Source organism: Microbacterium xanthum (assembly GCF_034531355.1).
In the GTDB taxonomy this organism is placed as follows: Bacteria; Actinomycetota; Actinomycetes; order Actinomycetales; family Microbacteriaceae; genus Microbacterium; species Microbacterium xanthum.
Genome location: NZ_JAWHUE010000003.1, coordinates 263,761 through 287,769 on the forward strand (window position 1 = coordinate 263,761; position 24,009 = coordinate 287,769).

Below are 24,009 nucleotides of genomic sequence, written 5' to 3' on the forward strand. Positions count from 1 at the left end.
ATGCGCCGGAGGTCTCGGACGCCACCGGCGTGACCTTCGTGATGCCGGTCCTCAACGAGAGGGCGTACCTGCGCCGGGCGGTCGAATCGGTCCTGTCCCAGCAGGTCCCCGGTCCGTTGGAACTCATCCTCGCCCTGGCGCCCTCCTCCGACGGCACCGAATCGGTCGCCGCCGAGCTGGCCGCCGAAGACCCCCGCGTCCGCGTCGTGCACAACCCCGCCGCCGACATCCCCGTGGGGCTGAATCTGGCCATCCGTGCCGGCGCGCATCCGGTGATCGTCCGGGTGGATGCGCACTCGGAGCTCGAACCCGGCTACACCCTGCGCGCGCTGGAGACCCTCAACCGCGTGGGGGCCGCCAACGTGGGCGGTGTCATGCGTGCCGACGGCCGGACACCGTTCCAACGGGCCGTGGCTCGCGCCTACAACTCCCCCATCGGCCTCGGCGGTGGCGCCTACCACGGCGGCGCCACCGAGGGCGAAGCCGAATCGGCCTACCTCGGAGTCATGCGGCGCGAGGTCCTCGAAGAAGTCGGCCTGTTCGACGAGAGCATCCGCCGCGGCGAAGACTGGGAGTTGAACCTGCGGATCCGCCGAGCCGGCCACCGCGTGTGGTTCGACCCGGCACTGGCGGTGACCTATTGGCCGCGCGACAGCTGGACCCGCTTGGCTCGGCAGTTCTTCGCCACCGGCCGTTGGCGCGGTGAGCTCGTGCGGCGTTACGGTCGGACCAACTCGCTGCGCTTCTTCGCCCCGCCGGCCCTGGTGGTCGCTTCGTCGTCAGCGGTCGTGGCCGGCGCCCTGCAGCTGACGCGCGTGCTGTCCGGAGCCTGGGCGTGGCTGGCCGCCGCGCTCTATCTGCCCGTCCTCGCGTACGCGGTGCTCATCAGCGCGGTCGCCGCCGGTCGCGGCGGCGGATCCGGTTGGCGAGACAAACTCTGGACCCTCGCGGTGCTTCCCACCATGCACCTCGCGTGGGGCGCGGGGTTCCTCGTCGGCACCGTTCGCGGCGCCGACGACACCGTCGACACCTCGCGGCTGGGCGGACGCAACACCCCGCTCCCCTGAGGTCTCCCGTGGCAGAAGTCGGGCTCACGCGGGGTCGACATACCCCTGGTCGAGGATGCGGTCGACCACGCGCTCCGCGGCATGGCCGTCGTCGCGTGCGTTGAACGTCGCGCGCCAGCGGGCGTACCGCTCCTCGTACCGCGGGGAATCATTTCGCCCCAACGCCGCGACGAGTTCGTCTTGGGTGCGCACCAGCGGCCCCGGGGCCCGTTCGGCCAGGTCGAAGTAGAAGCCGCGGAGCTCCCCGCGGTAGCGTTCGAGGTCCGGCACGAGGAAGTACATCGGTTTCCCCGTGACGCTGAAGTCGAACATCACCGAGGAATAGTCGGTGATGAGGGCGTCGGCAGCCAGCAGGAGACCGGCGGTGTCGGGATAACCCGTGACATCGATCACGCGCGGCCCCTCGGCGTCCCTCCCCGGATGCAGCGTGCGGGAGTGGCCGCGCACGAGGACGACCGCTCCGGTTCGGGCGGCAAGGCCCGCCGGGTCGACGAAGTCGACGATCTCGCGCCGGTCGTCGCGCCACGTCGGCGCGTAGAGCAGGACCCGCTCATCGGGCGCGATCCCGAGCGCGCGGCGCGTGGCGCCGTCGTCACCGCGCACGAGCACGTCATTCCGGGGATACCCCTCGATCCAGATCGGCCGGGTGAGGAACGCGTAAGCCTTGCCGAGCACCTTCGCCGCGTAGGGGTTCTGGGCCAGGAGGACATTCCATCGTCGCGACTCCTTGAACACCGCGGCCATGCGCCGCGGGTCGAATCCGGGCCGGTGCAGGGCCAGACGCTTCAGCGGAGTGCCGTGCCACGTCTGGAGCACGACCTGGCCGCGTGTCCGGACGAAGCGGCGCCGAAGCCAGTCGTTGACGACGAGCAGCCGACTGCGCCCGCGGGCGCGCCACCACTCCGGGCTCCCCTCGACGACGGCGATCGCCCCATCGGGCACGCGCACCGACAGGTCCACGACGCTCCAGTAACGAGTCACATGGGGCGCACGGCGCGCCAACTCGCGGTCGATGGCGAGGGGGTTGCAGCCGGCGTTGCGCCCGTAGAAGCTCTCGAAGAACACCGCGTTCTCGAGCCCGCCGGGGCGTGTCGCGTAGCGGCGTTCCAGGGCATCCTGGCCCTCGCCCGAGTCATATGCCGGGTCCAGGGGCGGGCCGGCGGTGAGGATGCCTGCGGCCAGCTGCGCACGCAGGCCACCCAGGTGCGTGCTCGGCACCTCCTGAATCGATGTGGGGGTCTCCTCCCCGTCCGCCGGGGTGATCTCGACGCGGTAGTCGCCGGCAGGGACCGGCAACGACGGCCCACCCCACCGTGACGCGGTGAGGGGCAGCACCGCGCGCCACGTCTTGCCGCGGCCGGTCAGGCGCGCGGTGGTGCGCGCGCGTGCCCCGGCCAGGTCCACCGCGCGAGGACGTGGGCCGGTGCCGGTGAGCACGAGCGCGGGTTCGTCGCCACCGTCGAAGCGGGCCTGGATCATCGGATCGCCTTTCTTGCGCAGGCGCACCGCTCGTCGGCGAGCGCGACCAGAATGGCACGGTACACCCGCGCGGCGTTCCCGCCGTCGCGGTGGGCATGCATCCGTGCGTCCAGGGTTCGCGCGCGAGCGAGACGGCGTTCGTGCTCGGCCGGATCGGCGAACACCGCATCGAGCTGAGCGGCCGCCTGCGCCCACGAGGTCGCGACATCGTCGCCGGCGATATCGCGGTACGAGCCGTAGAAGCCACGTTCCGCGGCGTAGCGGTCGATGTCGGGGGCGAGGAAGACCACCGGCAGGGGCACCAGTGCCGAGTCGAACACGAGCGAGGAGTAGTCGGTCACGAGCGCGTCGAAACCCGGCAGCAGCGGGGTGACGTCGGCGACGAGATCGGTGCCCAGCATCCGGATCCGTCCGCCGGAGAGACCGGCCGGCGGCGCATACTCTCCGGCGCCCAGCGGGTGCGAGCGGATGTGCAGCACCGCGTCGTGGCGCTCCAAGACCTCCGCGATCGCCTGCCACTCCTCGTCATCGGGGACCGCCGGATCGGGCTCGCCATCCCGCCATGTCGGCGCGTACAGCACCCGACGCCGCGCCGCGTCAGAGGGGTCGGAGAACGACGCGAGGGCCGATCGCCGCCGCTCGATGGCACGTCCCGCGGACAGGACGTCCACGCGGGGTTCGCCGGTGACGGGGACCTTCGCATCGGCGAGCGCGAAAGCGGACTCGAGGCGGCCGCGGACCCGATGGGACGCAGCGGGCACGAGGCTGATCCGCCGGGCGGCCCCGCGGTACATCCATGCCAGCAACGCGCGCACCCACGGGGACGCAGGGAGGATCCCGCTGCGGAGGGTCACGGGCGAATCCAGACCGATGCGTTTGAGGGGGATCCCGTGCCACAGCTGCACGACGAAGGCGCCGGTGACGGCGTAGCGCTGCACATCGCCGAAGCCGTGCGTGACGACGACCACGCGGGCGCGCGCGGTACACCAGAATCCGCGGACGGAGTTCTTCCGCACCCACGGGATGCCGCGCCGGTCCGCCTGCGCGGCCTGGGCGGCATCCGCGACCAGCCAGGTCGCCCGTCCCGCCAGGTCGTCGGCGGCGACGTTCCACAGCGCGAGTGCGCCGTCTGCGACGCCGACCGCGCATCCGAACACCCAGCGGTCGCGAGAGCGCGGGATGGCGAGGGTCGCGACGCGTCCGAGGGCGTAGAGCGGGATGCTCAGGAGTTTGCGCGCATTCCCCGCGCCGAACGAGAAGGACGCCACCCCGCGAGCCTATCGCGGGGTGGCGTCGGTGCTGCGGAAGCGGGGGTCAGCCGAGTTCGCCGAGGGTCACCTCGACGGATCGGGTCTCTCCGTCGCGCACGAAGGTCACCGTGGCAGCGCTGCCGGCGGCGGCTGCGCGGACCTGAGCGGTGAGGTCGGTCGCGTCGGTGATCGGCACGCCGTTGAAGCCCGTCACGATGTCACCGATCTGCAGGCCGACAGCGGCAGCGGCGCCGCCCTCGGAGACATCGGCGAGATACGCACCCGAGATCGTCGCCCCCTCGACCGACGCGGCAGGCATGACGCTCGCCCCCAGCAGACCGTGCGTCGCGCTGCCCTCCGCGATGATCTCGTCGGTGATGCGCTGCACCACGTCCGAGGGGATGGAGAACCCGACACCGATCGAGCCCGACTCCGAGGAGCTGCCTGCGGAGGCGATCGCGACGTTGATGCCGATGAGGTTCCCCTCATCGTCGACGAGCGCGCCGCCGGAATTCCCCGGATTGATGGCCGCGTCGGTCTGGATCACGGCGATCGAGATGGTCTCGGTGGCGGTGGGCTGCTGCCCCTCGTCGCCGAAGTCGAAGTAGAACGGCGGGGTCCGGTCGTTGCCGTCGTCCTGCGTCTCGTCCTGCTCGGTGTCGGGCGCGGCCGAGGAGGCGATCTGGATCGACCGGTTGAGGGCGCTCACGATCCCCGTGGTGACGGTGTTGGACAGCCCCAACGGCGCGCCGACGGCGACGGTGGTGTCGCCGACGTTGAGATCGGCGGAGGAGGCGAAGTCGATGGGCGTGAGGTCTTCGGCGCCCTCGAGCTTGATCACCGCGAGATCGTAGATCGGGTCGGTGCCGACGATGGTGGCGCTGAAGACGCGACCGTCCGACGTCGTGACCGAGATCGACGCGTCCGCCGTCGCTCCGTCGAGGGTGACGACGTGTGTGTTGGTGACGACGTAGCCGTCTTCGCTGAGCACCACACCCGAACCCGTGCCCCCGGTGCTGCCGTTGTTCGCCGAGATCGTCACGACGCTCGGGACGACTTTCGCGGCGATGCCGGTGGTCTGATTCACCGAGTCGGTGTCGTTGACGGTCACGGTCGAGGGGCCGGCGACGGTGGTCTCGCTCGTGGACGAGAACAGGGTCGCTCCGGCGTATGCCCCGCCCAGGCCCGCCGCACCGCCGACGATCGCGGCGGCGACCATGATGCCGACGACCTTGCCGGCGCCGAGCTTCTGGCGTTTCTGCGACACGGGCGCCTCGCCGAGAGGCAGCGTCTGCTGGGTGCCCGTCGGCGTGCCCTGGGCGGGACCGAAGGCGTACTGGCCGTACGGCGGCTGCGGACGCGGCGGCACACCCTGCGCGGTCGGGCCCGGATCGATCGGTGCCGACGATGCCGTCGGCTGTGCCGGCGCGGCCTCGGGCGTCTGCGACGCCGCGTCGGCGGCGCGGTCCTGCGGGCCCGGGACCGGCCGCGGGGGATAGCCGTCGGCGGCCGGAGTGGTCGGCAGGGGTGGCTGAGCGGGCGGCTGCCACACGGCGCCGGCCTGCGGGTCCTCGGGGGTGCGGTCTTCGGGGCGCTCGCCCTGGTTCTCGGTCATTGCTGCTCCTTCTGCCTGACGTCGACAACGATGCCGAGCGAGCCTGTGGGTTCCCTATGCCCGAGATGGGATGCCTCTATGCGAGTAGCCTGGGCCGGATGCGAGAGATACCCGGCGCCTGGCGACGCACCGCACGGGGCGCAGGCCTGTTGAATGCGGACGGCGTGGCCTCCCCCACCATCTTCGCCGAGATGTCGGTCCTGGCGGCCGGTTCCGGTGCGATCAACCTCGGACAGGGCTTCCCGGACGAGGATGGGCCGCCCGAGGTCCTGGAGGCCGCCCGGCGCGCGATCACCGACGGCGTCAATCAGTACCCTCCCGGGCGCGGCTTCCCCGACTTCCTCCAGGCGGTCGCCGAGCATCGGGCGCGGTTCGACGGCGTCCGTCTCGATCCGGGCACCGAGATCATCGCCACGGCCGGCGCCACCGAAGGCCTCGCCGCCGCACTCCTCGCCCTCATCGATTCACCCGACGACGAAGTCGTCGTGTTCGAGCCGTACTACGACGCGTACGCGGCGCTGGTCGCACTCGCCGGCGCACGCCTGGTGACCGTTCCGCTGCGGTGGCCCGACTTCCAACCCGATCTCGACGACCTGGCAGCCGCCGTGGGCGACCGCACGCGCGTCATCCTGGTCAACGATCCGCACAACCCCACCGGGACGGTCTTCGCCCGCGAGGTTCTGGAACGCGTGGTCGCGCTGGCGGAGCGGCACGACGCGTTCATCGTCACCGACGAGGTGTACGAGCACCTCGTCCTGGAGGGCGAACGCACCGTGATGCAGAACCTGCCGGGCGCACGCGAACGCACGATCTCGATCTCCTCCGCCGGCAAGACCTTCGCGACGACCGGGTGGAAGATCGGTTGGGCCACCGGCCCCGCCGATCTCGTCGACGCGGTGATGACCGTCAAGCAGTACCTCACCTACGTCAACGGCGCACCGTTCCAGCCGGCCATCGCCGCGGGGCTGCGCCTGCCCGATACCTTCTTCACCGGCATCGCCGACACCCTCCGACGAAAACGCGATCTGCTCGGCGAAGGGCTCGCCGAAGCCGGCTTCTCGGTGTCGCGGCCCGCCGGGTCGTATTTCACCGTCGCCGATGCCGGTCCGCTGGGCGCGCACGACGCCGACGACTTCTGCCGCAGCCTGCCCGCCCGTGCCGGTGTGGTCGCGGTGCCGCTGACCGCGTTCGTCACCGATGCGCGCCGCGCCGAGTACGCCACGCTCGTGCGCTTCGCCGCGTGCAAGAAAGAAGACGTCATCCGCGAGGCCGGAGCCCGGCTCGCGTCGATGGTCTGAAAGATGTCGGAGCGGGCTAGCCCCGTGGGACGACCGCGAACCGGCGCAGCGCCAGCGCGGGGTTCACGCGTCGCACGCGCGTGATGGCCTCGGGATCCAGGTGCGCCACGGCGACTCCGGTGCCGGTGCCCACCGCGGCGATCTCAGCCCCCTGCGGGTCGACGACCATCGACTGCCCCACGCCCAGGGGCGGCGGGTGGTCGGCCGCCGCGACGAAGAACGTGTTCTCGATCGCACGCGCGTGCAGCAGTGTGCGCCAGTGGGCCTCCTTCATCGGCCCCCGCACCCACTCGGCGGCGACGAGAACGACCTCTGCCCCGGCGTCGGCCAAGAGCCGCGTCACCTCGGGGAAGCGCAGGTCGTAGCACGTCATGATCCCGAAACGCATCCCGTCCACGGAGAACACCGGCGGGTCGACGATCTCGCCCGGCTCCACCCAGTCGGACTCGCGCTGACCGAAGGCGTCGTAGAGGTGCAGTTTCCGATAGGCGGCCACCAGGCCGGTCTCATCCACCGCGACGACGGTGTTGCGTACGCGGTCCCCGTTTCCCTCCTCGAGGAGCCCGGCGACGACGGTCACACCGTGAGCGGCGGCCAGATCGCGCAGCGCGGCCCCGAAGGGCCCGTCGACCGGCTGGGCCTGGTCGCGGAGAGTGGCATCGAACGGGTCGATGAAGTAGCTGGAGTACTCCGGCAGAACGACCACACGGGCACCCCGTTCGGCGGCGACGGCGACGAGGTCGCCGATCTCGCCGATGTTGCGGTCGGTGTCGGCGGCGGGCGCGAACTGCGCGACGGCGACGGCGACGCTCATGCGCTCCCCCTTTCCTCTCGCCGGCGGGTGCGCACCACGAGAGGGGCGAGGACCCACGCGGCGATCACGAGCGTACCGAGCGCGGCCAGGATGAGCCACGCGGCGGATCCGCCGAGGACGACGTCGAAGACGAACGCGACCACGCCGATGACGAGGACCGCCACGAGCACGAGCGCGGCGATGACAGCGGCATGGCCGAGGGAGACCACCTCTGCCTTCACCCGCTGACGGAACAGGAGCCGGTGCACGGCCACCGGCGCCAGCGCGGTGATCGAGGTGACCCCGGCCAGCACGACGAGCGACAGGTAGAGCACCCGCTGCCCGTCGTCGAGGTCGCCGAACGCCGGCTGGAAGGCGAGGGCGAGGAGGAAGCCGGCGAGGATCTGCGCGCCTGTCTGCAGCACCCGCAGTTCCTGCAGCATCTCGTTCCAGTTGCGGTCGGCGCGTTCGTACGGTGTTTCATCGCGCCCCTCGCGTCGGTCCTCTGAGAGGTCGGATGCGGACGGTTCAGCCATGCCGTCATCCTCGTCGCGCGTCCCCCGCCGGGCAACGGAGACCACGATTCTGGGGCCGATTCGACAGCCCCAAAAGCCCGTGCTAGGCTTTTCTCTTGTGCCGCGGGGTGGAGCAGTTCGGTAGCTCGCTGGGCTCATAACCCAGAGGTCGCAGGTTCAAATCCTGTCCCCGCAACGGACGAAGGCCCGGATCCATCAGGATCCGGGCCTTCTGCATACACGATCTCGACGCCGCCTGCCACGCGTGGACACCCGCCCGGACCGACAGGTAGCATCGGACCCAAGAAGTATTGCTAGGCAAACTAGCAATGTGGAAAGGCGCCGATGATCGACACCGACGCTCGCGCAGCGACCGATGAAGCCATCGCGCGCAGCCTCGCGCGGGTCCGAGCGCGCGCCACCGGACTCGGCACCGACATGGCGGCGCTCGGCGCCGCCATCGAACGCGCTGCGGGCGGAGGCAAGCGCTTCCGACCCGCTCTCGTCGTCGCCTCTTTCCGGGCGTTCGGCGGGGCAGACGCCGACGCGCTCGGCGTGTACGACACGGCGGCGGCGTTCGAGCTCCTGCACACGGCGTTCGTCGCCCACGACGACGTCATCGACCACGACATCGTGCGCCGGGGCGTCCCCAACATCGGTGGCGAGTTCCGAGACCGCGCCCTCGACACCGGCGCCGACGAGGACGGCGCCTCGCTCTTGGGAGACGCCGCGGGGATCCTCGCGGGCGATCTGCTCCTGCACGAGGCGCAACGCATCATCGCGCTCTCCCCCGCACCGGAACCGGTGCGTCGCGCACTTCTGGACGAGTTCGACGAAGCCGTCTACGTCTCGGCCGCCGGCGAGCTCGCCGACGTCGGCAACGCCGTCGCGGCAGACGTCGCCGACAGTGCATCGATCTTCGCCGCCGCCTACAACAAGACCGCGGTGTACTCCTTCTCCGCGCCCCTGCGCGCCGGCGCGCTCCTCGCGGACGCCGGACCGCTCGCCGTCGAACGCCTCGGTGTCGCCGGGGGACGGATCGGACTGGCCTTCCAGCTGGTGGATGACCTCATCGGAGCCTTCGGAACCGCGCACGCCGCCGGCAAGGACGAAGGCGTCGATCTCCGAGAGGCGAAACGGACTCCGCTGATCGCCTACGCACGCGAGAGCGCTGAGTGGGCGCGGGTGGATGCAGCCGTGGCGGTCGCCCACACCGGACCCGTCGCGGTGCGCCAGGCACAGCGGCTCCTCGAGAGCAGCGGCGCGCGGCAGCGGCTGCGGACGGTGATCGACGACACCCTCGCCGAAGCCGTCCGCCACGCCGGCGACCCGACGCTTCCGCCCGCCGTCGAGAACCTGCTGGGCGACCTCGCCGAGCAGGTGAGGGAGCGCATCCCGTGAGCGGTGCACCGACGGGCCTGGAGCTCTACGACCGCACGGCGCAGGCTGCCGCGGCTGCCGTGATCTCGCGGTACTCCACATCGTTCGCCCTGGCCTGCCGTCTGCTCGGTCCGCGGCCCCGGCCGCACGTGCGGAACATCTACGCGCTGGTCCGCGTCGCCGACGAGATCGTCGACGGTCCCGGCGAGGACGCCGGGCTCGACGCGGCCGCGCAGCGGCAGGTGCTGGACGACCTCGAGACCGAGACCTATCGCGCGATCGCACAGGGATTCAGCGCCAACCTCATCGTCCACGCCTTCGCCCGCACCGCACGGGAGTGCGGGATCGGACAGGACCTCATCGAGCCCTTCTTCCGGTCGATGCGCGTGGACATCACCACGCACGAACACGACCCGTCGTCCCACGACGCCTACGTGTACGGCTCCGCCGAGGTGGTGGGCCTGATGTGCCTGCAGGTGTTCGTCAACGCCGGACAGCCGCATCCCGCCCCCGCCCCGGGCGACCTCGTGGAGGGCGCCCGCCGGCTGGGCGCCGCCTTCCAGGACGTCAATTTCCTGCGCGACCTCGATTTCGACGAAGACGCGCTGGGACGCGACTACCTCGGGATCGACACCGGAACGGCGACACGCACGGCGGTGCTCGACCGCATCGACGCCGATCTGGCGGCGGCGGCCGCGATGGTGTCCGCCCTGCCGGCGGACTGCCGCCGCGCCGTCACCGCCGCGCACGATCTGTTCGCCGAACTGTCGATGCGACTGCGGCGCGAGGGCGAGACCGCCCGTGCCCGCGTGCGCGTCCCCGATCCCGTGAAGGCCCGGCTCGCCGCGCGGGCCTGGCTGGGGCTCGCCCCGAGAGGAGCACGAGCGTCATGACGCAACGAACGATCGTCATCGGTGGAGGGATCGCCGGCCTCGCCACCGCCGCCCTCCTGGCCGAGGAAGGCCACGAGGTCACCGTGGTGGAGGGGCGTGACGAACTGGGCGGGCGCGCCGGGTCGTGGGAGCAGGACGGGTTCCGCTTCGACACCGGACCGAGCTGGTATCTGATGCCCGAGGTCTTCGACCACTTCTTCCGCCTGCTGGGCACGACCGCGGAGGCCGAGCTCGATCTCGTCCCACTCGACCCCGCCTACCGGGTGTACGGCCCGCCGGGAAGCTCCCCCATCGACGTGCGCTCCGGCCGCGAGGAGGCAACCGCGCTGTTCGAGAGCATCGAGCCGGGCGCCGGGGACAGACTCGCGTCGTACCTCGATTCCGCAGGCGACGCCTACGACCTCGCCGTCGGGCGCTTCCTGTACGACACGTACGAGACCACCGCGGGTCTGCGCGACCCCGCGATCCTGCGCCGCGTGCCCCAGCTGGCCCCGTTGCTGACCCGCACCCTCGCCAGCCACATCGACAAACGCTTCTCCGACCGGATGCTGCAGCAGATCCTCGGCTATCCCGCGGTCTTCCTCGGCGGCTCGCCCTATGCCGTCCCCAGTCTCTACCACCTCATGAGCCACCTCGACCTCGACGAGGGCGTGCTCTACCCCCAGGGCGGGTTCACCACCGTCATCGCGGCGATCGAGCGCCTCGCCCGCGCACGTGGGGTCGTTGTATACACCGGCACACCCGTCGCCGCGATCACCACCGAGGGCGCTCGGGCCACCGGCGTCCGCCTCGCCGACGGCCGCGAGCTCGAAGCGGATCTGGTCGTCTCCACCGCCGATCTGCATCACACCGAGACAGAACTGCTGCCCGAGCGGCTGCAGAGCTACCCCTCGTCGTGGTGGGACAAGCGCACGCCGAGTCCCGGCGCACTGCTCCTCCTGCTCGGCGTCGAAGGCCGGATCCCGGAGCTGGCCCACCACACCTTGATGTTCACCGACGACTGGCGCACCAACTTCGACGACATCTTCGGCGACCGTCCGCGCATCCCCGATCCGGCGTCGATCTACATCTGCCGGCCGAGTGCCAGCGACGCCACCGTCGCCCCGGCGGGCCACGAGAACCTCTTCGTTCTCGTCCCCATCCCGGCCGATCCGGGGCTCGGCCACGGTGGCACCGAAGGCGACGGCGACCCGCGCATCGAAGCCGCCGCCGACCGGGTGATCGAGCAGATCGGTTCGTGGGCGGGCATCCCCGACCTCGCAGGGCGCATCGTGGTGCGACGCACCATCTCGCCCGGCGACTTCGCGACCGACCTGAACTCGTGGCGAGGGAACTCCCTGGGACTCGCGCACACGCTCGGACAAAGCGCGATGTTCCGTCCACGCAACATGTCGCGCCGCGTGTCGAACCTCGCCTACGCGGGCACGTCGGCACTTCCGGGGATCGGCCTGCCGATGTGCCTCATCTCCGCGGAGCTGGTCGTCAAGCGCCTGCGGGGCGACCGCACGGCAGGTCCGATCGCCGAGCCGGCGCCCGCGGAGCTCTAGGGGTGCCCGGAACCTATCTCATCGCGATCCTGCTGTCTCTGGCGGGCGTCGTCCTGCTCGACCTGCGGTTCGCGCTCGCCGTGCGTGCCCACCCGTGTCGGACGGGTGCCGTCACGGCCATCGGAGCGGCGTTCTTCCTCGCATGGGACCTCGTGGGGATCGCGTCCGGCGTGTTCGTCAAGGGCGACAGCCCCCTCTATCTCGGGATCGACCTGGCTCCCCACCTGCCGCTGGAGGAACTGGTCTTCCTGATCTTCCTGAGCTACCTCGCCGTGGTCTGCTGGTCGGCTGCTCTCCGCGTCTTCACGCGGCACGACCGTCCCCGCCGCACCGTGGACGGACAGGCCTCATGACCTACGCCCTCATCGTCCTCCCGTTCGCACTCGTCACCGCGGTGGTGACCCTCGCCACCGTGCGACTTCCCCGTTTCGGCCGGCGGATGGCCGCATCCGGTCTGGCGGCGGCGGCGCTGTGCGTGCTCACCGCCGTGTTCGACAACGTCATGATCGCCGCGGGACTGTTCAGCTATCCCGACGAACATCTCAGCGGACTTCGCGTGGGCCTGGCTCCCCTGGAAGACTTCTCCTACCCGCTGTGCGCAGCCTTCCTCGTCCCGGCCGTCTGGGCGATGTTCCAGGCCCGCGCCGCCCACCCACCCCGGGAGACCTCCGCATGAGCACCCCCGCGCCCCTTCGCCCCGCCGGCGTCCTGTCGCAACTGTTCGTCTCGTCCCGACCGGTCAGCTGGATCAATACCGCCTATCCGTTCGCCGCCGCCTACCTGCTCACCACGCGAGAGATCGACCTCACCCTCATCGTGGGCACGTTGTTCTTCCTCGTGCCCTACAACCTGGCGATGTACGGCATCAATGACGTCTTCGACTACGAATCCGACCTGCGCAACCCGCGCAAAGGCGGTGCCCACGGCGCGATCCTCGATCGACGGCTGCACCGCATCACCCTGTGGGCCGCGGGCCTGAGCTGCGCGCCGTTCCTGCTCTACCTGGCCGCCGTCGGCACCTGGCAGGCCGGTCTCGTCCTGGCCGCCAGCATGTTCTTCGTCGTGTTCTACAGCGCACCGCCGCTGCGACTGAAGGAGCGCCCGTTCGCCGACTCCGTCACCAGCAGCATCCATTTCTTCTCACCGGCCGTCTACGGGCTCGTGCTGGCCGGCGCAACATGGACCTGGCCGCTGGGGGCCGTGATCACGGCGTTCGCCCTGTGGGGTGTCGCCTCGCACGCCTTCGGCGCCGTGCAGGATGTCGTCGCCGACCGCGAAGCGGCCATCGCCTCGATCGCCACTGCGCGCGGTGCACGGTGGACCGTCCGCTTCGCGCTGGCGTGCTACGCCGCATCGGGCGCGCTGATGCTCGCGACGTCATGGCCGGGCCCGTTGGGCGCGCTCATCGCGGTGCCCTACCTCGTGGCGGTGTGGCCGTTTCGGAACCTCACCGACCAGACCGCGCACACCGCCACTCGCGGCTGGGACCGATTCCTCTGGATCAACCAGCTGGCCGGATTCCTGACCACGCTGCTGTTGATCTGGTATGCCCTGCTGACCGCGTGAGGCCGGACGACGAGGGGCGGCGGGGATGACCCCGCCGCCCCTCGATCCGTGTTCCTAGCCGCTCACTCGCCACCGAGCTCGATCAGACGGTCCACCGCCGCGGTCAGACGGGCGTCGGCCTCACCGTACGCCGTCCAGTCCCCGGCCTGCAGCGCGGCATCGCGATCGAGCATGGCCTGCTGCGCCTCGACGAGAGCCGCCTCGTACTCGAGAGTCGGGGTCGAACCGCCGGTGTCACCGGTGTCACCGGTGTCACCCGTGTCGTCGGTGTCACTCGGGTCGGGTGTGGGCACGTCCGTCGGGTCGACGTCGCCGTCACCGGCACTGGCGCCCGAGTCGCCGCCGAACAGGGCGTCCAGGGCCTCATCCAGGGTGTCCTCGAAGGCGATGTCGTCACCGAAGGCGACCAGCACCTTCCGCAGCTGCGGCAGCTGAGTGCCCTGCGAGGCCTGCACGAAGACCGGCTGCACGTAGAGCAAGCCACCGCCGACGGGTAGCGTCAGGAGGTTTCCGTTGAGCACCTCGGACTGCCCCTGGCGAAGCAGGTTGATCTGGGAGGAGACCAGCGTGTCCGAGTCGAAGGTGTTCTGCACCTGTCCGGGCCCGGGGACCGTGGTGTCGGCCGAGATCTCGAGCAGACGGAGTTTGCCGTAGCCGTCGCCGATCACCCCCTCCTCGGAGCCCGCGTTCGAATCGACCGCCAGGTAGCCCATGAGGACGTTCCGGCTCGCGCCGCCCTCGGAGGACGGGATGAAGGTCGTGAACATCGAGTAGGACGGCTCGTCCTGATCGGGCATCTGCATCGTCAGGTAGTACGGCGGCTGCAGTTCCGCATCGCTCTGCGGGTCTTCGGGCGTCGCCCATGCGTTGTCACGCTGGTAGAACGACTGCGCGGTGTCGACGTGGTACACCTGCAGCATCGCCCGCTGCACCTTGAACAGGTCCGTGGGATAGCGGACGTGGGCCATCAACTCTGCCGACATGTCCTCATAGGACTGCAGGTTCGACGGGTAGACCTTCTGCCATGCCTGCAGCAGCGGATCCTCCTCGTCCCACGCGTACAGGGTGACCGACCCGTCGTAGGCGTCCACGGTGGCCTTGACCGAGTTGCGGATGTAATTGATGTCGTCCAGCGCGAAGCGGGGCGCGGGGTTGGTCGAGTCCGAGATCGCGGAGGACAGGCTCACGGTCGACGAATACGGGTAGTTGGCGCTCAGGGTGTAGCCGTCGATGATCCACACGATGCGGCCGTCGACGACGCTGGGGTACGGGTCGCTGTCCAGCTCGAGATACGGCGCGACCTTCTGCACACGGACCGAGGGGTCGCGGTCGTAGAGGATCTGGGACTCCTCGTTGATCGCGTCGGAGAAGAGGATCTGCTCGGCCTGGAACTTCATCGCGTACACGAGTCGGTTGAAGGCGTTGCCGACGCTCGGGCCTCCGTCGCCCTCGAAGGTGGTGCGGGTCTCGGAAGCGCCGTCCTCGCCGGTCGGATAGTCCAGCTCGATCGGATCGGATCCTTCCGGGGCACCGACGATCGAGTATGTCGGCGAGTACTCGCCGAAGTAGACGCGAGGCTGGTAGTCCTCCTGCGCGGAGAGGAACCCCTGGGCGGGGATCCCGCGCTCCAGGAACACGGGGTCGCCGTCGGTGGTGCGCTCATTGCCGGCGGCGGCGACCAGCCCGTACCCGTGGGTGTAGGTCAGTGTCGTGTTCTCCCACGACGTCGCCGCACCGAGCTGGTCGATGTTCAACTCGCGGATCGACATGATCGTGTCCTGCGAGACGCCGTCGATCTCGTAGCGGTCCACATCCAGCGGGTCCTGGAACTGGTAGAACGCGCGGTACTGCTCGAGCTGACGGATCGTCGGGCCGATGATGCTCGGGTCCATGATGCGGATCTGCGCAGTCGTCGCGGCGTCGTCTCGCAGCTGTCCGGCCTCGGCGGTCGTCTCGGCCTGGAACTGCGTCTTCTCGACCGTGTCGATCCCGTACGCCTCCTTGGTCATGTCGACGTTGCGCTGGTAGAACTCACGCTCCAGGGTCAGCTGGTTCGGCTGCACCTGGAAGGTGTTGACCACCCACGGGATCCCGACGCCGACGACGATCGCCGAGATCACGAGCAGCGCGGTACCGATGAGGGGAAAGCGCCAGCGGCCGATGACGGCGGTGACGAAGAACAGAATGGCCACGATCGCCGCGACGATGGCCAGGATCGTCAGACCCGGGATGGTGGCGTTGACGCCGACGTAGCCGGGACCGGTGATCCGCTCACCGGGCTCGACCATGGTGGCGTAGCGATCGAGGTAGAGGCTCACTCCCTGAACCAGCAGATAGAGGCCGGCCAGGACGGCGATCATGATCCGCGCCGACTTCGAGATGCGCAGCTCCCGCTGGCCCACCCGGACCGAGCCGTACAGGTATGACACCAGTCCGGTCACGAGCAGGCAGATCAGCAGAACGGCGGAGACGTAGCCGGCGAGGGTCGTGTAGAACGGCAGCGCGAACAGATAGAACCCGGTGTCGAGGCCGAACTCGGGGTCGACCGTGCTGGTGGCCACACCGTTGAACCACAACCAGGTCGTCTCCCACTGCGCGGAGGCGGCGAAGCCGGCGAAGAACCCGAAGAAGACCGGGATACCCCACATCGCCAGCCGACGCAGCGGCTCGACGACCTCCTGGTAACGGTCGAGCTGCGAACTCAGGCGGGCATACACCGGGCGCAGCCGATAGGCGAGCTGGATGGTCACCCAGACCGGGATCGCCATTCCGAGGAATCCGACGACGAACATCACGGTGCGAGCCACCCATTGCGTGACCAGCACCTCCTCGAAGCCCAGCTGAGCGAACCACAGCCAGTCTGCGTAGAGGCCCGCGAAGACGAAGAACGCCACGACGAGCGCGGCGATGATCGCGAGGGTGATGCCGATGATTCGGCGGGATCGGGAGGGCGTGGCCGGGGTCGGCGCTGAGGTCGTGGTCACCCGTCCATCCTAGGCGCGACGGCGAACCGCCGAGCTTGTCCGGCGTCGGGATTCAAGGGACTCCCAGCGCGTCGTGACCCCAGAGTGACCTGCGTCCGCTGACAGCGGAATCACTCGCAGGTGGCAAGCGCCGAGGTGTCACCGTCGGAGCGGACGACATCGAGCACGGCGAGCGCATCGTCGAGGTCGCCGACGGCGAAGACCTTCAGCCCGTCGGGGATGTGACCGACGACCTCGTCGCAGTTCGCATCGGGTGCGAGGAACCATCCGGCGTCGGCGTCGACGGCGCCGTACATCTTCTGACGGATGCCGCCGATGGGCCCGACCGTGCCGTCGGCGGTGATGGTGCCGGTCCCGGCGACGTTCTCGCCGCCGTTGAGCTCACCCTCCGTGAGAGTGTCGATGATGCCGAGCGCGAACATCATGCCGGCGCTGGGGCCACCGACGTTGTTGAGCTGGATGGTCACGTCGATCGGGAAGTCGAAGGTCGTCGACAGGACGATGCCCAGCAGCCACGACGTCTCGCCGTCGGCCTCCACGGCGGCCGGCGTCACCGTCTCCACGACGTCCTGCCCGTCACGCCGCACCGTCAGCTCCACGGGATCGCCTTGTGCGGCCGCGACGATGTCGCGCAGCTGCGCGACGTCCAGAAGGTCCTGACCGTCGGCGGCGACGACCACGTCACCGGCCTGGATGATCCCCGCGGCAGCGGCATCCTCCCCCACCTCGACGACGGTCAGCTCCGGGTTCACGTCGTAGCCCAGTTCGATGAGGGCCGCCGCGGTGGCCTCCTGCTGCGAGTCCACCATGAGCGCGGCGCTCTGCTCACTTCTCTCCTCGGTGGAGACCCCCTCGGGGAACACGGACTCGATCGGCAGCACGGCGCGGCTCGAATCCATCCACGCCACCGCCAGCTCCAGCCAAGAGGGCGTGCGTTCGCGGTTTCCGACGACCTGCACGGTGAGCAGGTCCAGTGCGCCGTCGGTCGGATAGGTCTCGGCGCCCTCGACGCGGATGAGCGGGACCTCGTCGCCGTCGGCGGTCTCGGCGCTGCCCAAGGTGTTGTACACCGGCCCGGGCTGCTGGATCACGTACGCCGTGGGAAGGAAGGTGAGCACGAGGAGCGCGATGAGGGCGATCACCAGCGCCCAGATGCCCGCGATGGTTCGACGTGCGACACGACGTCGCGGAGCGGGGGTGAGGGTGACGTTCTCGTCGAACAGAGCCAAGGGGGGCCTTTCCGTGCTGGTCGTTCGCGACCGGCGTAAGGCGATCGGGTCCCGGCCGGGGAGTGCGATGATCCGGCTGACTAGCCTAGGACCAACACCCGCAGACCTGTCTGAAAGGCGGCTGAAGTGGCAGAGGACGACGACCGCACTCCCGAGGAGGAGTTCCAGGAGCTGCTCAAGCAGCTGTTCGGCGGCGGCGCGGCCGGGTTCGACCCCGAGCAGCTGTCGAAGATGACCGGAATGAACATCGACCCCGCGATGATGCAGACGGTCATGCGCCACCTGCAGGAGGCCTTCACGGCCGGCGGCGACGAGCCGATCTCGTGGGATGCCGCGAAGCGGCAGGCGCTGCACATCGCCAACCAGGACGACCTCGGGGTGACCGCCGGTCAACGCACCGACCTCGATCAGGCTTTCACCCTCGCGGGGCTGTGGCTGAGCGAGTCGACCACCATCTCCGATCTGGCCGACCCGCCGCATGCGATCACCCGGGGCGGCTGGGTCGAAGCCACCCTCCCGGTGTGGCAGGAGCTCGCCGCCCCGGTGGCCACGAGCATCGCCGACGCCCTCACACGCGCCCTGCAGGAGCAGACGCCCGAGGACATGCAGCAGGTCGTCCAGGGCGCGGGGCGACTCATGCGCACGATCGGCGGGTCGCTGTTCGCGACGCAGTTGGGTGCCGTCGTGGGCAACCTCTCCAAGGAGGTCGTCAGCGGCGGAGACGTGGGCATCCCCCTCATGCCGTCCGGCCAGGCCGGCATCCTCCCGCAGAACTTCGCCGCTTTCGGCGACGGTCTCGAGGTCCCCGACGACCAGCTCGCGCTCTACATCGCGGCGCGCGAACTGGCCCATGCGCGTCTGTTCCGCCATGCACGCTGGCTTCGCCTGCACGTGATCTCGCAGGTGACCGACTTCGCCCGTGGCGTACGCGTCGACACCGACGCACTCGAAGACCTCGCGTCCCGGTTCGACCCCTCCGAGCCCGAGGAGCTGCGCTCCGCCCTCGAGAGCGGCGCGCTGCTCCCCCAACGCACGGAGGCGCAGGAGGCGGCCCTGACCCGCCTGGAGAACCTCCTCGCGACCATTGAGGGCTGGGTCGACGTCGTCACCGAGGATGCGGTCACGCGCCTGCCGTCGGCAGGCCGCATCGCCGAGGCGGTCCGCCGCCGCCGGGCTGTGGGAGGCCCCGCCGAACGCGCCCTCGGCTCGCTCGTGGGACTCGAGCTGCGTCCCCGCCGCATGCGCGAAGCCGCGGCGATGTGGCGCGCCGTCACCGACGCCGTGGGAGCCGGAGCCCGCGACTCGCTGTGGGATTACCCCGACCTCATGCCCGGTGCCGACGACATCGACGACCCTGCCGGCCTCGTCGCGCGCCTCGAGGCGCGCGCTCGTGGCGAAGAGCCGGCCGCGGACGAGATGGACGACGCGCTGGCGCGACTGCTCGCCGAGGCCGAGTCACCGACGGACGCCGGACCGTCGGAGGACGACGACGGCGAACCGCACGGAGACTCCCGGCCGGTCTGACCCTCCCTCCCCCGAGGGCCGTCGGGCCGTCGGCACCCCGAGACTGTGGACAACGAGCCCGATGCGGGGCGGGATTCGGCCAGGATCAGCGCATGCCCCTGCAACTCGATCCCCGCCACCCGCCGCTGTGGCGCGGCCCCACGACGGTTCAATTCGGCGCGGACCCCGTCGCGGTGGTCGAGGCCGACCAGCCGTGGCACGCCCGCCTCATCACCGCCCTCGCGAATGGGCTTCCGACGGACGGGCTGGCGCCGTTCGCAGCGTCGCTGGGCGCCTCCGCGCCGGACGCCGAGTCCTTCGTGCGTCAGATCGCGCCGGCGCTGCACACCGCCGCACCTGCCGCGCGCGCCGTGCTGCGCATCAGCGGCGCCGTCGACGAGACCTCCTACGCGACGGTGTACGACGCGGTGGAGTCGACGGGTGTCGAACTGACCGACGCCGCCGACGCTCCGCTGGTGGTGCTCGCATCGCACGTCTTGGATCCCCGCGCGACAGCGCGCCTCATGGCCGAGGACCGCACTCATCTTCCGGTGGTGTTCACCACGGCCGGCGTGGATGTCGGACCCCTCGTCGTCCCGGGGCGAACCGCATGTATGGCCTGCGTGGCGGTCGCGCAGCGGGAGAGCGACCCGTGGTGGCCCGCCGTCGCCGCCCAGCTGATCGGCGCGTCCCCACCCGCGTGCCCGACCGCGCTGGCCGCTGAGGCCGGGCTGACCGCCGCCCGCATGCTCATCGGATCGGCGGGTTCCCCGGAGGTCGGGACGCTCTCGTGGCGCTTCCGCCCCGAGACGCTCCCCCGGACGAAGGTGCACCGGCCGCACGCGGACTGCGGATGCCGATCTCCTGCAGGAATCGCGACGGATCGCGATCACGCACTCCGCGCGCCCACGACAGCGACAGCGACCGTCGTGCCCGCGTGATCCCGACATACGCGAGTCGTCGCTCCTCATCGACATGCTCGAAGGTCTGAGCGTAGGAGATCGGCAGCAGCCCCTCGGCCAACCCCGCCAGGTGAACATGGTCCCACTCCAGCCCCTTGGCCGCGTGCAGGGTGGCCAGGGTGACCGTGCGCAGCGCCGGTTCGTCCTGCGCCTTGGCGCGCGCGGCGAGCTCATCGGTGAAGGCGCGCAGCGTCGTCCCTTCGGACGACTCCTCCGCCAGGCGCAGCAGAGCCGCCCGCGCCTCCCACGCGTCCCGCAGCGCGCCGCCGGCCGGCGGCGCCTCGGCGGTGAAACCGAGCGAGCGCAGCACGTCGCGAACCGCGTCGACGAAACCGCCCTCGATGGGTGCCACCGATGCCCCGCGCAGGGCGAGGATCGCCTGACGCACCTCCGGCATGTCGAAGAATCGACGCCCGCCGAGGACGGTCGTGGGAACGCCCGCGTCCGCCAGCGCCGCGGAGATCTCGGCCGATTGCGAGTGGGCGCGATAGAGCACCGCGATCGCGGAAGGGTCGACGCCGGTCTTCAGTCGCCGCACCACAGCCGTCGCGATTCCGCGCGCTTCCGCGGCCTCGTCCTCGTAGGAGGTCACCTCCGGATCCGCCGACACCGCCGCCTCGCTCGAGCGCACCGACCTCAAGCGCAGGGCTCCGGGACGGCCCCGCATGAGCGCGTTCGCGGTCCGCAGGATCGGCTCGTCGGACCGGTAGCTCGTCTCCAGGCGCACCACGGTCGCATCGGCATGACGATGGGCGAATTCCAGCAGGTAGCGGGCGTCGGCGCCGGCGAACGAGTAGACCGTCTGGCTGGCGTCCCCGACGACGCACAGATCGCGCCTGTCCCCGACCCACAGCTCCAACAGACGGTGCTGCAACGGCGAGACGTCCTGGAACTCGTCGACGGTGAAATGCCGATACTGCTCGTGCACGGCCTGGGCCACAGTCGGCTCCGTCTCCAGCATCCCCGCGCAGGCGAGCAAGACGTCTTCGAAGTCGAGCTGGCGGCGTTCGTCCTTCAGCTTCTCGTACGCGCGTTGCAGATCCGCCACCCGGGAGACGTCGTACCGGCCGATGCCGTCGGGCCGAGCCGCCGCGTACGCCTCGATCGAGCGCATCGTGACCTTGCGCCACTCGATCTCCGACGCGATGTCGCGCAAGGTCCCGACATCCGGATCCATCCCGACCGCGTCGGCGGCGTGCGCGAGAAGCCGGACTTTGTTGTCGACGATCGTGGGCGCGGTGTCGCCGGTCAGCGTGGGCCAGAAGTAGTTCAGCTGCGACAGCGCCGAGGCATGGAAGGTGCGGGCCGATACGCCGGTCACGCCCAACGCGCGCAGCCGGCCACGCATCTCCCCCGCGGCCTTCGCGGTGAAGGTGACGGCCATCACCCGGTTCGGGGTGAACGCGCCGGTCTCCACCCCGTGCGCGATCCGATGGGTGATCACCCGGGTCTTCCCCGTCCCCGCGCCGGCGAGGACGGCGACCGGGCCCCGCAGCGCACGTGCCGCCTCGCGTTGACGGTCGTCGAGTCCGTCCAGCGCGCTCACGCGGCGCCGCCGTACCAGTCCTCGATGATCCGGCGCGAGATCGAGGCGGGCCCGGGAAGCCGGACCTCCCCCTTCCCTTCGAGGGCAGCGCCGATCTCGTCGCGATGGAACCACCGCACCGCCACGATCTCCTCGCCGTCCGGCCGTGCGGCGGCCGCGTCGAGCGCCGTGGCGAAGAACCCGACCATCAACGACCGCGGGTAGGGCCAGGCCTGCGACCCGTGGTAGCGCACGGCCGTCAGCGCGACGCCGGCTTCTTCGTGCAGTTCACGGACCACCGTGTCCTCGAGCGATTCCCCCGCCTCGACGAAACCCGCGAAGCACGAGAACCTGTCGTGCTCCCAGAGGATGTTCGATCCGAGCAGCAGCAGATCGGGGTCACTCGGGTGTGTCACGGCGGCGATCACCGCCGGGTCGGTGCGCGGGAAGTGCTCGCGCCCGCACGACGGGCACTGCCGTGACCATCCCCCGGCGCACACGACGGCGCGAGAACCGCACGCTGGGCAGAAGGCCGCGTCCCGCAGCCATCGTGCCAGGCTCAGCGCCTCGACGAAGACGGCGGACTCGGCCGGGTCGAGCTCGGCCCCGACGGCGCGCAGTCCGCCCCAACCGGCCGGTGCGGAAAAGGGCGGCGCGTCGTCGAGGTAGACCGCGGCCAGCACCGCGCGCCCATCGGCGCGTCGCCCGAGGAACGCCCATTCGTCGGGCGACGGGACCTCGTCGGGGCGCATCCACGCCAGCGTCTGCGGGGTGGCCAGTGGGGCGGCGTCACGGGCGAGCGCGAGCGCGAGCGTGCCCGCCTCGGCCCGTGCGCGTTCGACGATGTCGTCGGACGCGCGTTCTTCGGCCGCCCGGTCCAGCGCGGTGACCGGAACGGAGAGAGGCGGATGCGCCGTCATCGAGGACCTTCCTGCATTGGTCGCGGAGCCGGGCGTGGCGCGGCCGAGCGCGGGGGTCGCCGACCTACCCTGAACTCATGGCACGCTCACCCCTCACTCTAGCCGCGACGGTGACCTCGGCCCTCCCGCAGGCCGCCGTGGTCGCGGTGAGGTCCCTGACCGAAGGGGCGGGCGGCCGCTACGACAGCGCGGCGGCAGACCTCGACGACGGGCGGCGTGTCGTGGTCCGAGTGGCGGTCGATGCGGACGCGTCGGCGGACTTGGCTGCCGAGACCCGTGCGCTGCGCGCGCTGACCCCGGGGGTCCGACGACTGCTGCCCTTCCGCGCCCCCGAGCTCCTCGGCGAGACATCCCTCGGCCCGGACCGCGTCCTCGTCGTCGATCTCCTCGACGGATACCGGGTCGACGCCGCCCACATCCCCGCCGGACGCGGCGTGGCCACCTCCATCGGTTCCGCGCTGGCTGCCCTGCACGCCCTCCCGGTGTCCATCGTCCGCACCGAGGGACTCCCCGTGCGCACACCCGCGCAGGCTCGCGACGAGATCACCCGTCTGATCGACCGGGTCGAGGGCACGCGGCGCGCTCCCGCCGCCTTGATCGCGCGGTGGCGGCGGGCGGTGACGGCCGAGGAACTGTGGCGATTCGAATCCGCCGTGATCCTCGGAGGTGCTTCCGCCGCATCATTCCTCCTCGACGAGATCGACGACGCGCCAGGAGTGGTCGGGGTTCTGGAGTGGCACGGCCTGCAGGTCGGGGATCCGGCAATCGACCTGCAGTGGCTCGCCGGTGCCCCTGAGGCCGCCGACGATGTCTTCGAGGCCTACGGGTCGGCCAGCGGCCGCGCCCCGGACTCGCTGCTGCGCGAACGTGCGCGCATGTACGCCGAGCTCGAGTTCGCCAGGTGGCTGATGCACGGTGTCGAGTCGGGCGACGAGTCGATCGTCGCCGACGCCGTCGACCTGCTGGAATCCCTCGCGACCGGAGTGGGCCACGATGACGTCGTCCCGCGCGCGAGTTCGAGCGTGGACGAGGCGCTGGCGTTGCTGGACCGCACCCCGCAGGCGCCGGCGTCCCCGGTCGACACCTCGATGCACACCGACACCTATGATCCCGAAGAACTCTCGGCCTGGCTCGCCGATGATGCGGAGGATTCCACCGATCCGACGGGCACGCCGTCGTCCGACGAGTCGGTGCCCCCCGTCCCGGTGGAGGCCGTCGACGAGACCGGGACGGACGCGGAACGGTGGTCGGACCTGACCTTCGCCGAGACCGCACCGCTGACCGACGACGACCTCCCGCCACGGACGCCGGCGCCCATCACCGAGGCCGACCTCCCCTCCCGCCGGGACGTCGCGAACGATGTGGCGGGGTCCGACGCCGCCCGGCGCGCCGCGACCCGCACCGCAGAGGGGCCGGACGACGAAGCCGAGGCGCAGCGCGCGTCCGACGCCGCCCTGCGCCGCTGGCTCGCGGACTGACGCCC

Annotated in this window: 19 protein-coding genes and 1 tRNA gene; 11 read left to right on the forward strand and 9 right to left on the reverse strand. The window is 70.6% G+C overall.

Going from position 1 to position 24,009, the window contains the following annotated elements; translation table 11 throughout:
• The first annotated feature begins 41 nt into the window (after window positions 1-41).
• Window positions 42-1,067 carry a glycosyltransferase family 2 protein gene (locus tag RZO50_RS11350; protein WP_322600025.1) on the forward strand — a complete coding sequence of 342 codons (1,026 nt, stop codon included), beginning with the start codon at window positions 42-44 and terminating at the stop codon, window positions 1,065-1,067.
• A 24-nt stretch (window positions 1,068-1,091) separates the two neighbouring features.
• On the opposite strand, the gene RZO50_RS11355 is transcribed toward RZO50_RS11350, so the two are convergent.
• Genes RZO50_RS11355 through RZO50_RS11365 form a run of 3 tightly spaced genes read right to left on the reverse strand, consistent with a single transcriptional unit; the run spans window position 1,092 to window position 5,411 of the window.
• The gene (locus RZO50_RS11355; RefSeq protein ID WP_322599841.1) at window positions 1,092-2,546 is read right to left on the reverse strand and encodes a CDP-glycerol glycerophosphotransferase family protein; all 1,455 of its coding nucleotides are present in this window, start codon (window positions 2,544-2,546) and stop codon (window positions 1,092-1,094) included.
• Window positions 2,543-3,814 (reverse strand): CDP-glycerol glycerophosphotransferase family protein, encoded by a 1,272-nt coding sequence (locus RZO50_RS11360; RefSeq protein WP_322599842.1) that lies wholly within the window; start codon window positions 3,812-3,814, stop codon window positions 2,543-2,545. The genes RZO50_RS11355 and RZO50_RS11360 overlap by 4 nt, the downstream gene beginning before the upstream one ends.
• Before the next feature lie 46 nt (window positions 3,815-3,860).
• The gene (locus RZO50_RS11365; protein WP_322599843.1) at window positions 3,861-5,411 is read right to left on the reverse strand and encodes a S1C family serine protease; all 1,551 of its coding nucleotides are present in this window, start codon (window positions 5,409-5,411) and stop codon (window positions 3,861-3,863) included.
• Window positions 5,412-5,509: 98 nt separating this feature from the next.
• On the opposite strand from RZO50_RS11365, the gene RZO50_RS11370 reads away from it, so the two are divergent.
• Window positions 5,510-6,709, forward strand: coding sequence for an aminotransferase class I/II-fold pyridoxal phosphate-dependent enzyme (locus RZO50_RS11370; RefSeq protein WP_322599844.1), 1,200 nt, complete (start codon window positions 5,510-5,512; stop codon window positions 6,707-6,709).
• A 16-nt stretch (window positions 6,710-6,725) separates the two neighbouring features.
• Here the strand turns inward: RZO50_RS11370 and RZO50_RS11375 are convergent, their stop codons facing one another.
• Together RZO50_RS11375 and RZO50_RS11380 are read right to left on the reverse strand one after the other, a co-directional pair.
• Entirely contained in the window at window positions 6,726-7,523 is a 798-nt protein-coding gene (locus RZO50_RS11375; protein ID WP_322599845.1) for a carbon-nitrogen hydrolase family protein, read from the reverse strand.
• On the reverse strand, window positions 7,520-8,038 hold the full coding sequence (locus RZO50_RS11380; protein ID WP_322599846.1) for a DUF6328 family protein: 519 nt from the start codon (window positions 8,036-8,038) through the stop codon (window positions 7,520-7,522). Before RZO50_RS11380 ends, RZO50_RS11375 begins: the two co-directional genes overlap by 4 nt.
• Window positions 8,039-8,139: 101 nt before the next feature.
• On the opposite strand from RZO50_RS11380, the gene RZO50_RS11385 reads away from it, so the two are divergent.
• The 7 genes from RZO50_RS11385 to RZO50_RS11415 all read left to right on the forward strand — a co-directional run bounded on the left by RZO50_RS11385 (window position 8,140) and on the right by RZO50_RS11415 (window position 13,403).
• Window positions 8,140-8,213: transfer RNA gene (locus RZO50_RS11385), tRNA-Met, on the forward strand.
• Window positions 8,214-8,362: 149 nt separating this feature from the next.
• Window positions 8,363-9,418: a polyprenyl synthetase family protein gene (locus RZO50_RS11390; RefSeq protein ID WP_322599847.1), complete on the forward strand. Its 1,056-nt coding sequence runs from the start codon at window positions 8,363-8,365 to the stop codon at window positions 9,416-9,418.
• The gene (locus tag RZO50_RS11395; RefSeq protein ID WP_322599848.1) at window positions 9,415-10,290 is read left to right on the forward strand and encodes a phytoene/squalene synthase family protein; all 876 of its coding nucleotides are present in this window, start codon (window positions 9,415-9,417) and stop codon (window positions 10,288-10,290) included. Before RZO50_RS11390 ends, RZO50_RS11395 begins: the two co-directional genes overlap by 4 nt.
• Entirely contained in the window at window positions 10,287-11,837 is a 1,551-nt protein-coding gene (crtI, locus tag RZO50_RS11400) for a phytoene desaturase family protein (RefSeq protein WP_322599849.1), read from the forward strand. The genes RZO50_RS11395 and crtI overlap by 4 nt, the downstream gene beginning before the upstream one ends.
• A 2-nt stretch (window positions 11,838-11,839) precedes the next feature.
• Entirely contained in the window at window positions 11,840-12,190 is a 351-nt protein-coding gene (locus RZO50_RS11405) for a lycopene cyclase domain-containing protein (protein ID WP_322599850.1), read from the forward strand.
• Window positions 12,187-12,513 carry a lycopene cyclase domain-containing protein gene (locus RZO50_RS11410; protein ID WP_322599851.1) on the forward strand — a complete coding sequence of 109 codons (327 nt, stop codon included), beginning with the start codon at window positions 12,187-12,189 and terminating at the stop codon, window positions 12,511-12,513. The genes RZO50_RS11405 and RZO50_RS11410 overlap by 4 nt, the downstream gene beginning before the upstream one ends.
• Entirely contained in the window at window positions 12,510-13,403 is an 894-nt protein-coding gene (locus RZO50_RS11415) for a prenyltransferase (protein ID WP_322599852.1), read from the forward strand. The genes RZO50_RS11410 and RZO50_RS11415 overlap by 4 nt, the downstream gene beginning before the upstream one ends.
• A gap of 62 nt (window positions 13,404-13,465) precedes the next feature.
• Here RZO50_RS11415 and RZO50_RS11420 read toward each other — a convergent pair whose 3' ends face one another.
• Together RZO50_RS11420 and RZO50_RS11425 are read right to left on the reverse strand one after the other, a co-directional pair.
• A complete protein-coding gene (locus RZO50_RS11420) occupies window positions 13,466-16,387 on the reverse strand; it encodes a UPF0182 family membrane protein (RefSeq protein ID WP_322599853.1) in 2,922 nt (973 codons plus the stop codon).
• Between the two features lie 110 nt (window positions 16,388-16,497).
• On the reverse strand, window positions 16,498-17,616 hold the full coding sequence (locus tag RZO50_RS11425) for a YlbL family protein (protein ID WP_322599854.1): 1,119 nt from the start codon (window positions 17,614-17,616) through the stop codon (window positions 16,498-16,500).
• Between the two features lie 126 nt (window positions 17,617-17,742).
• On the opposite strand from RZO50_RS11425, the gene RZO50_RS11430 reads away from it, so the two are divergent.
• Entirely contained in the window at window positions 17,743-19,140 is a 1,398-nt protein-coding gene (locus RZO50_RS11430; RefSeq protein WP_322599855.1) for a zinc-dependent metalloprotease, read from the forward strand.
• Between the two features lie 729 nt (window positions 19,141-19,869).
• On the opposite strand, the gene RZO50_RS11435 is transcribed toward RZO50_RS11430, so the two are convergent.
• Together RZO50_RS11435 and nudC are read right to left on the reverse strand one after the other, a co-directional pair.
• A complete protein-coding gene (locus tag RZO50_RS11435) occupies window positions 19,870-21,627 on the reverse strand; it encodes an ATP-dependent helicase (RefSeq protein ID WP_322599856.1) in 1,758 nt (585 codons plus the stop codon).
• A complete protein-coding gene (nudC, locus tag RZO50_RS11440) occupies window positions 21,624-22,526 on the reverse strand; it encodes an NAD(+) diphosphatase (protein WP_322599857.1) in 903 nt (300 codons plus the stop codon). The genes RZO50_RS11435 and nudC overlap by 4 nt, the downstream gene beginning before the upstream one ends.
• 77 nt (window positions 22,527-22,603) lie before the next feature.
• Here nudC and RZO50_RS11445 point away from each other — a divergent pair, with 77 nt between their 5' ends.
• On the forward strand, window positions 22,604-24,004 hold the full coding sequence (locus RZO50_RS11445; RefSeq protein WP_322599858.1) for a phosphotransferase: 1,401 nt from the start codon (window positions 22,604-22,606) through the stop codon (window positions 24,002-24,004).
• The last annotated feature ends 5 nt before the right edge of the window (window positions 24,005-24,009 follow it).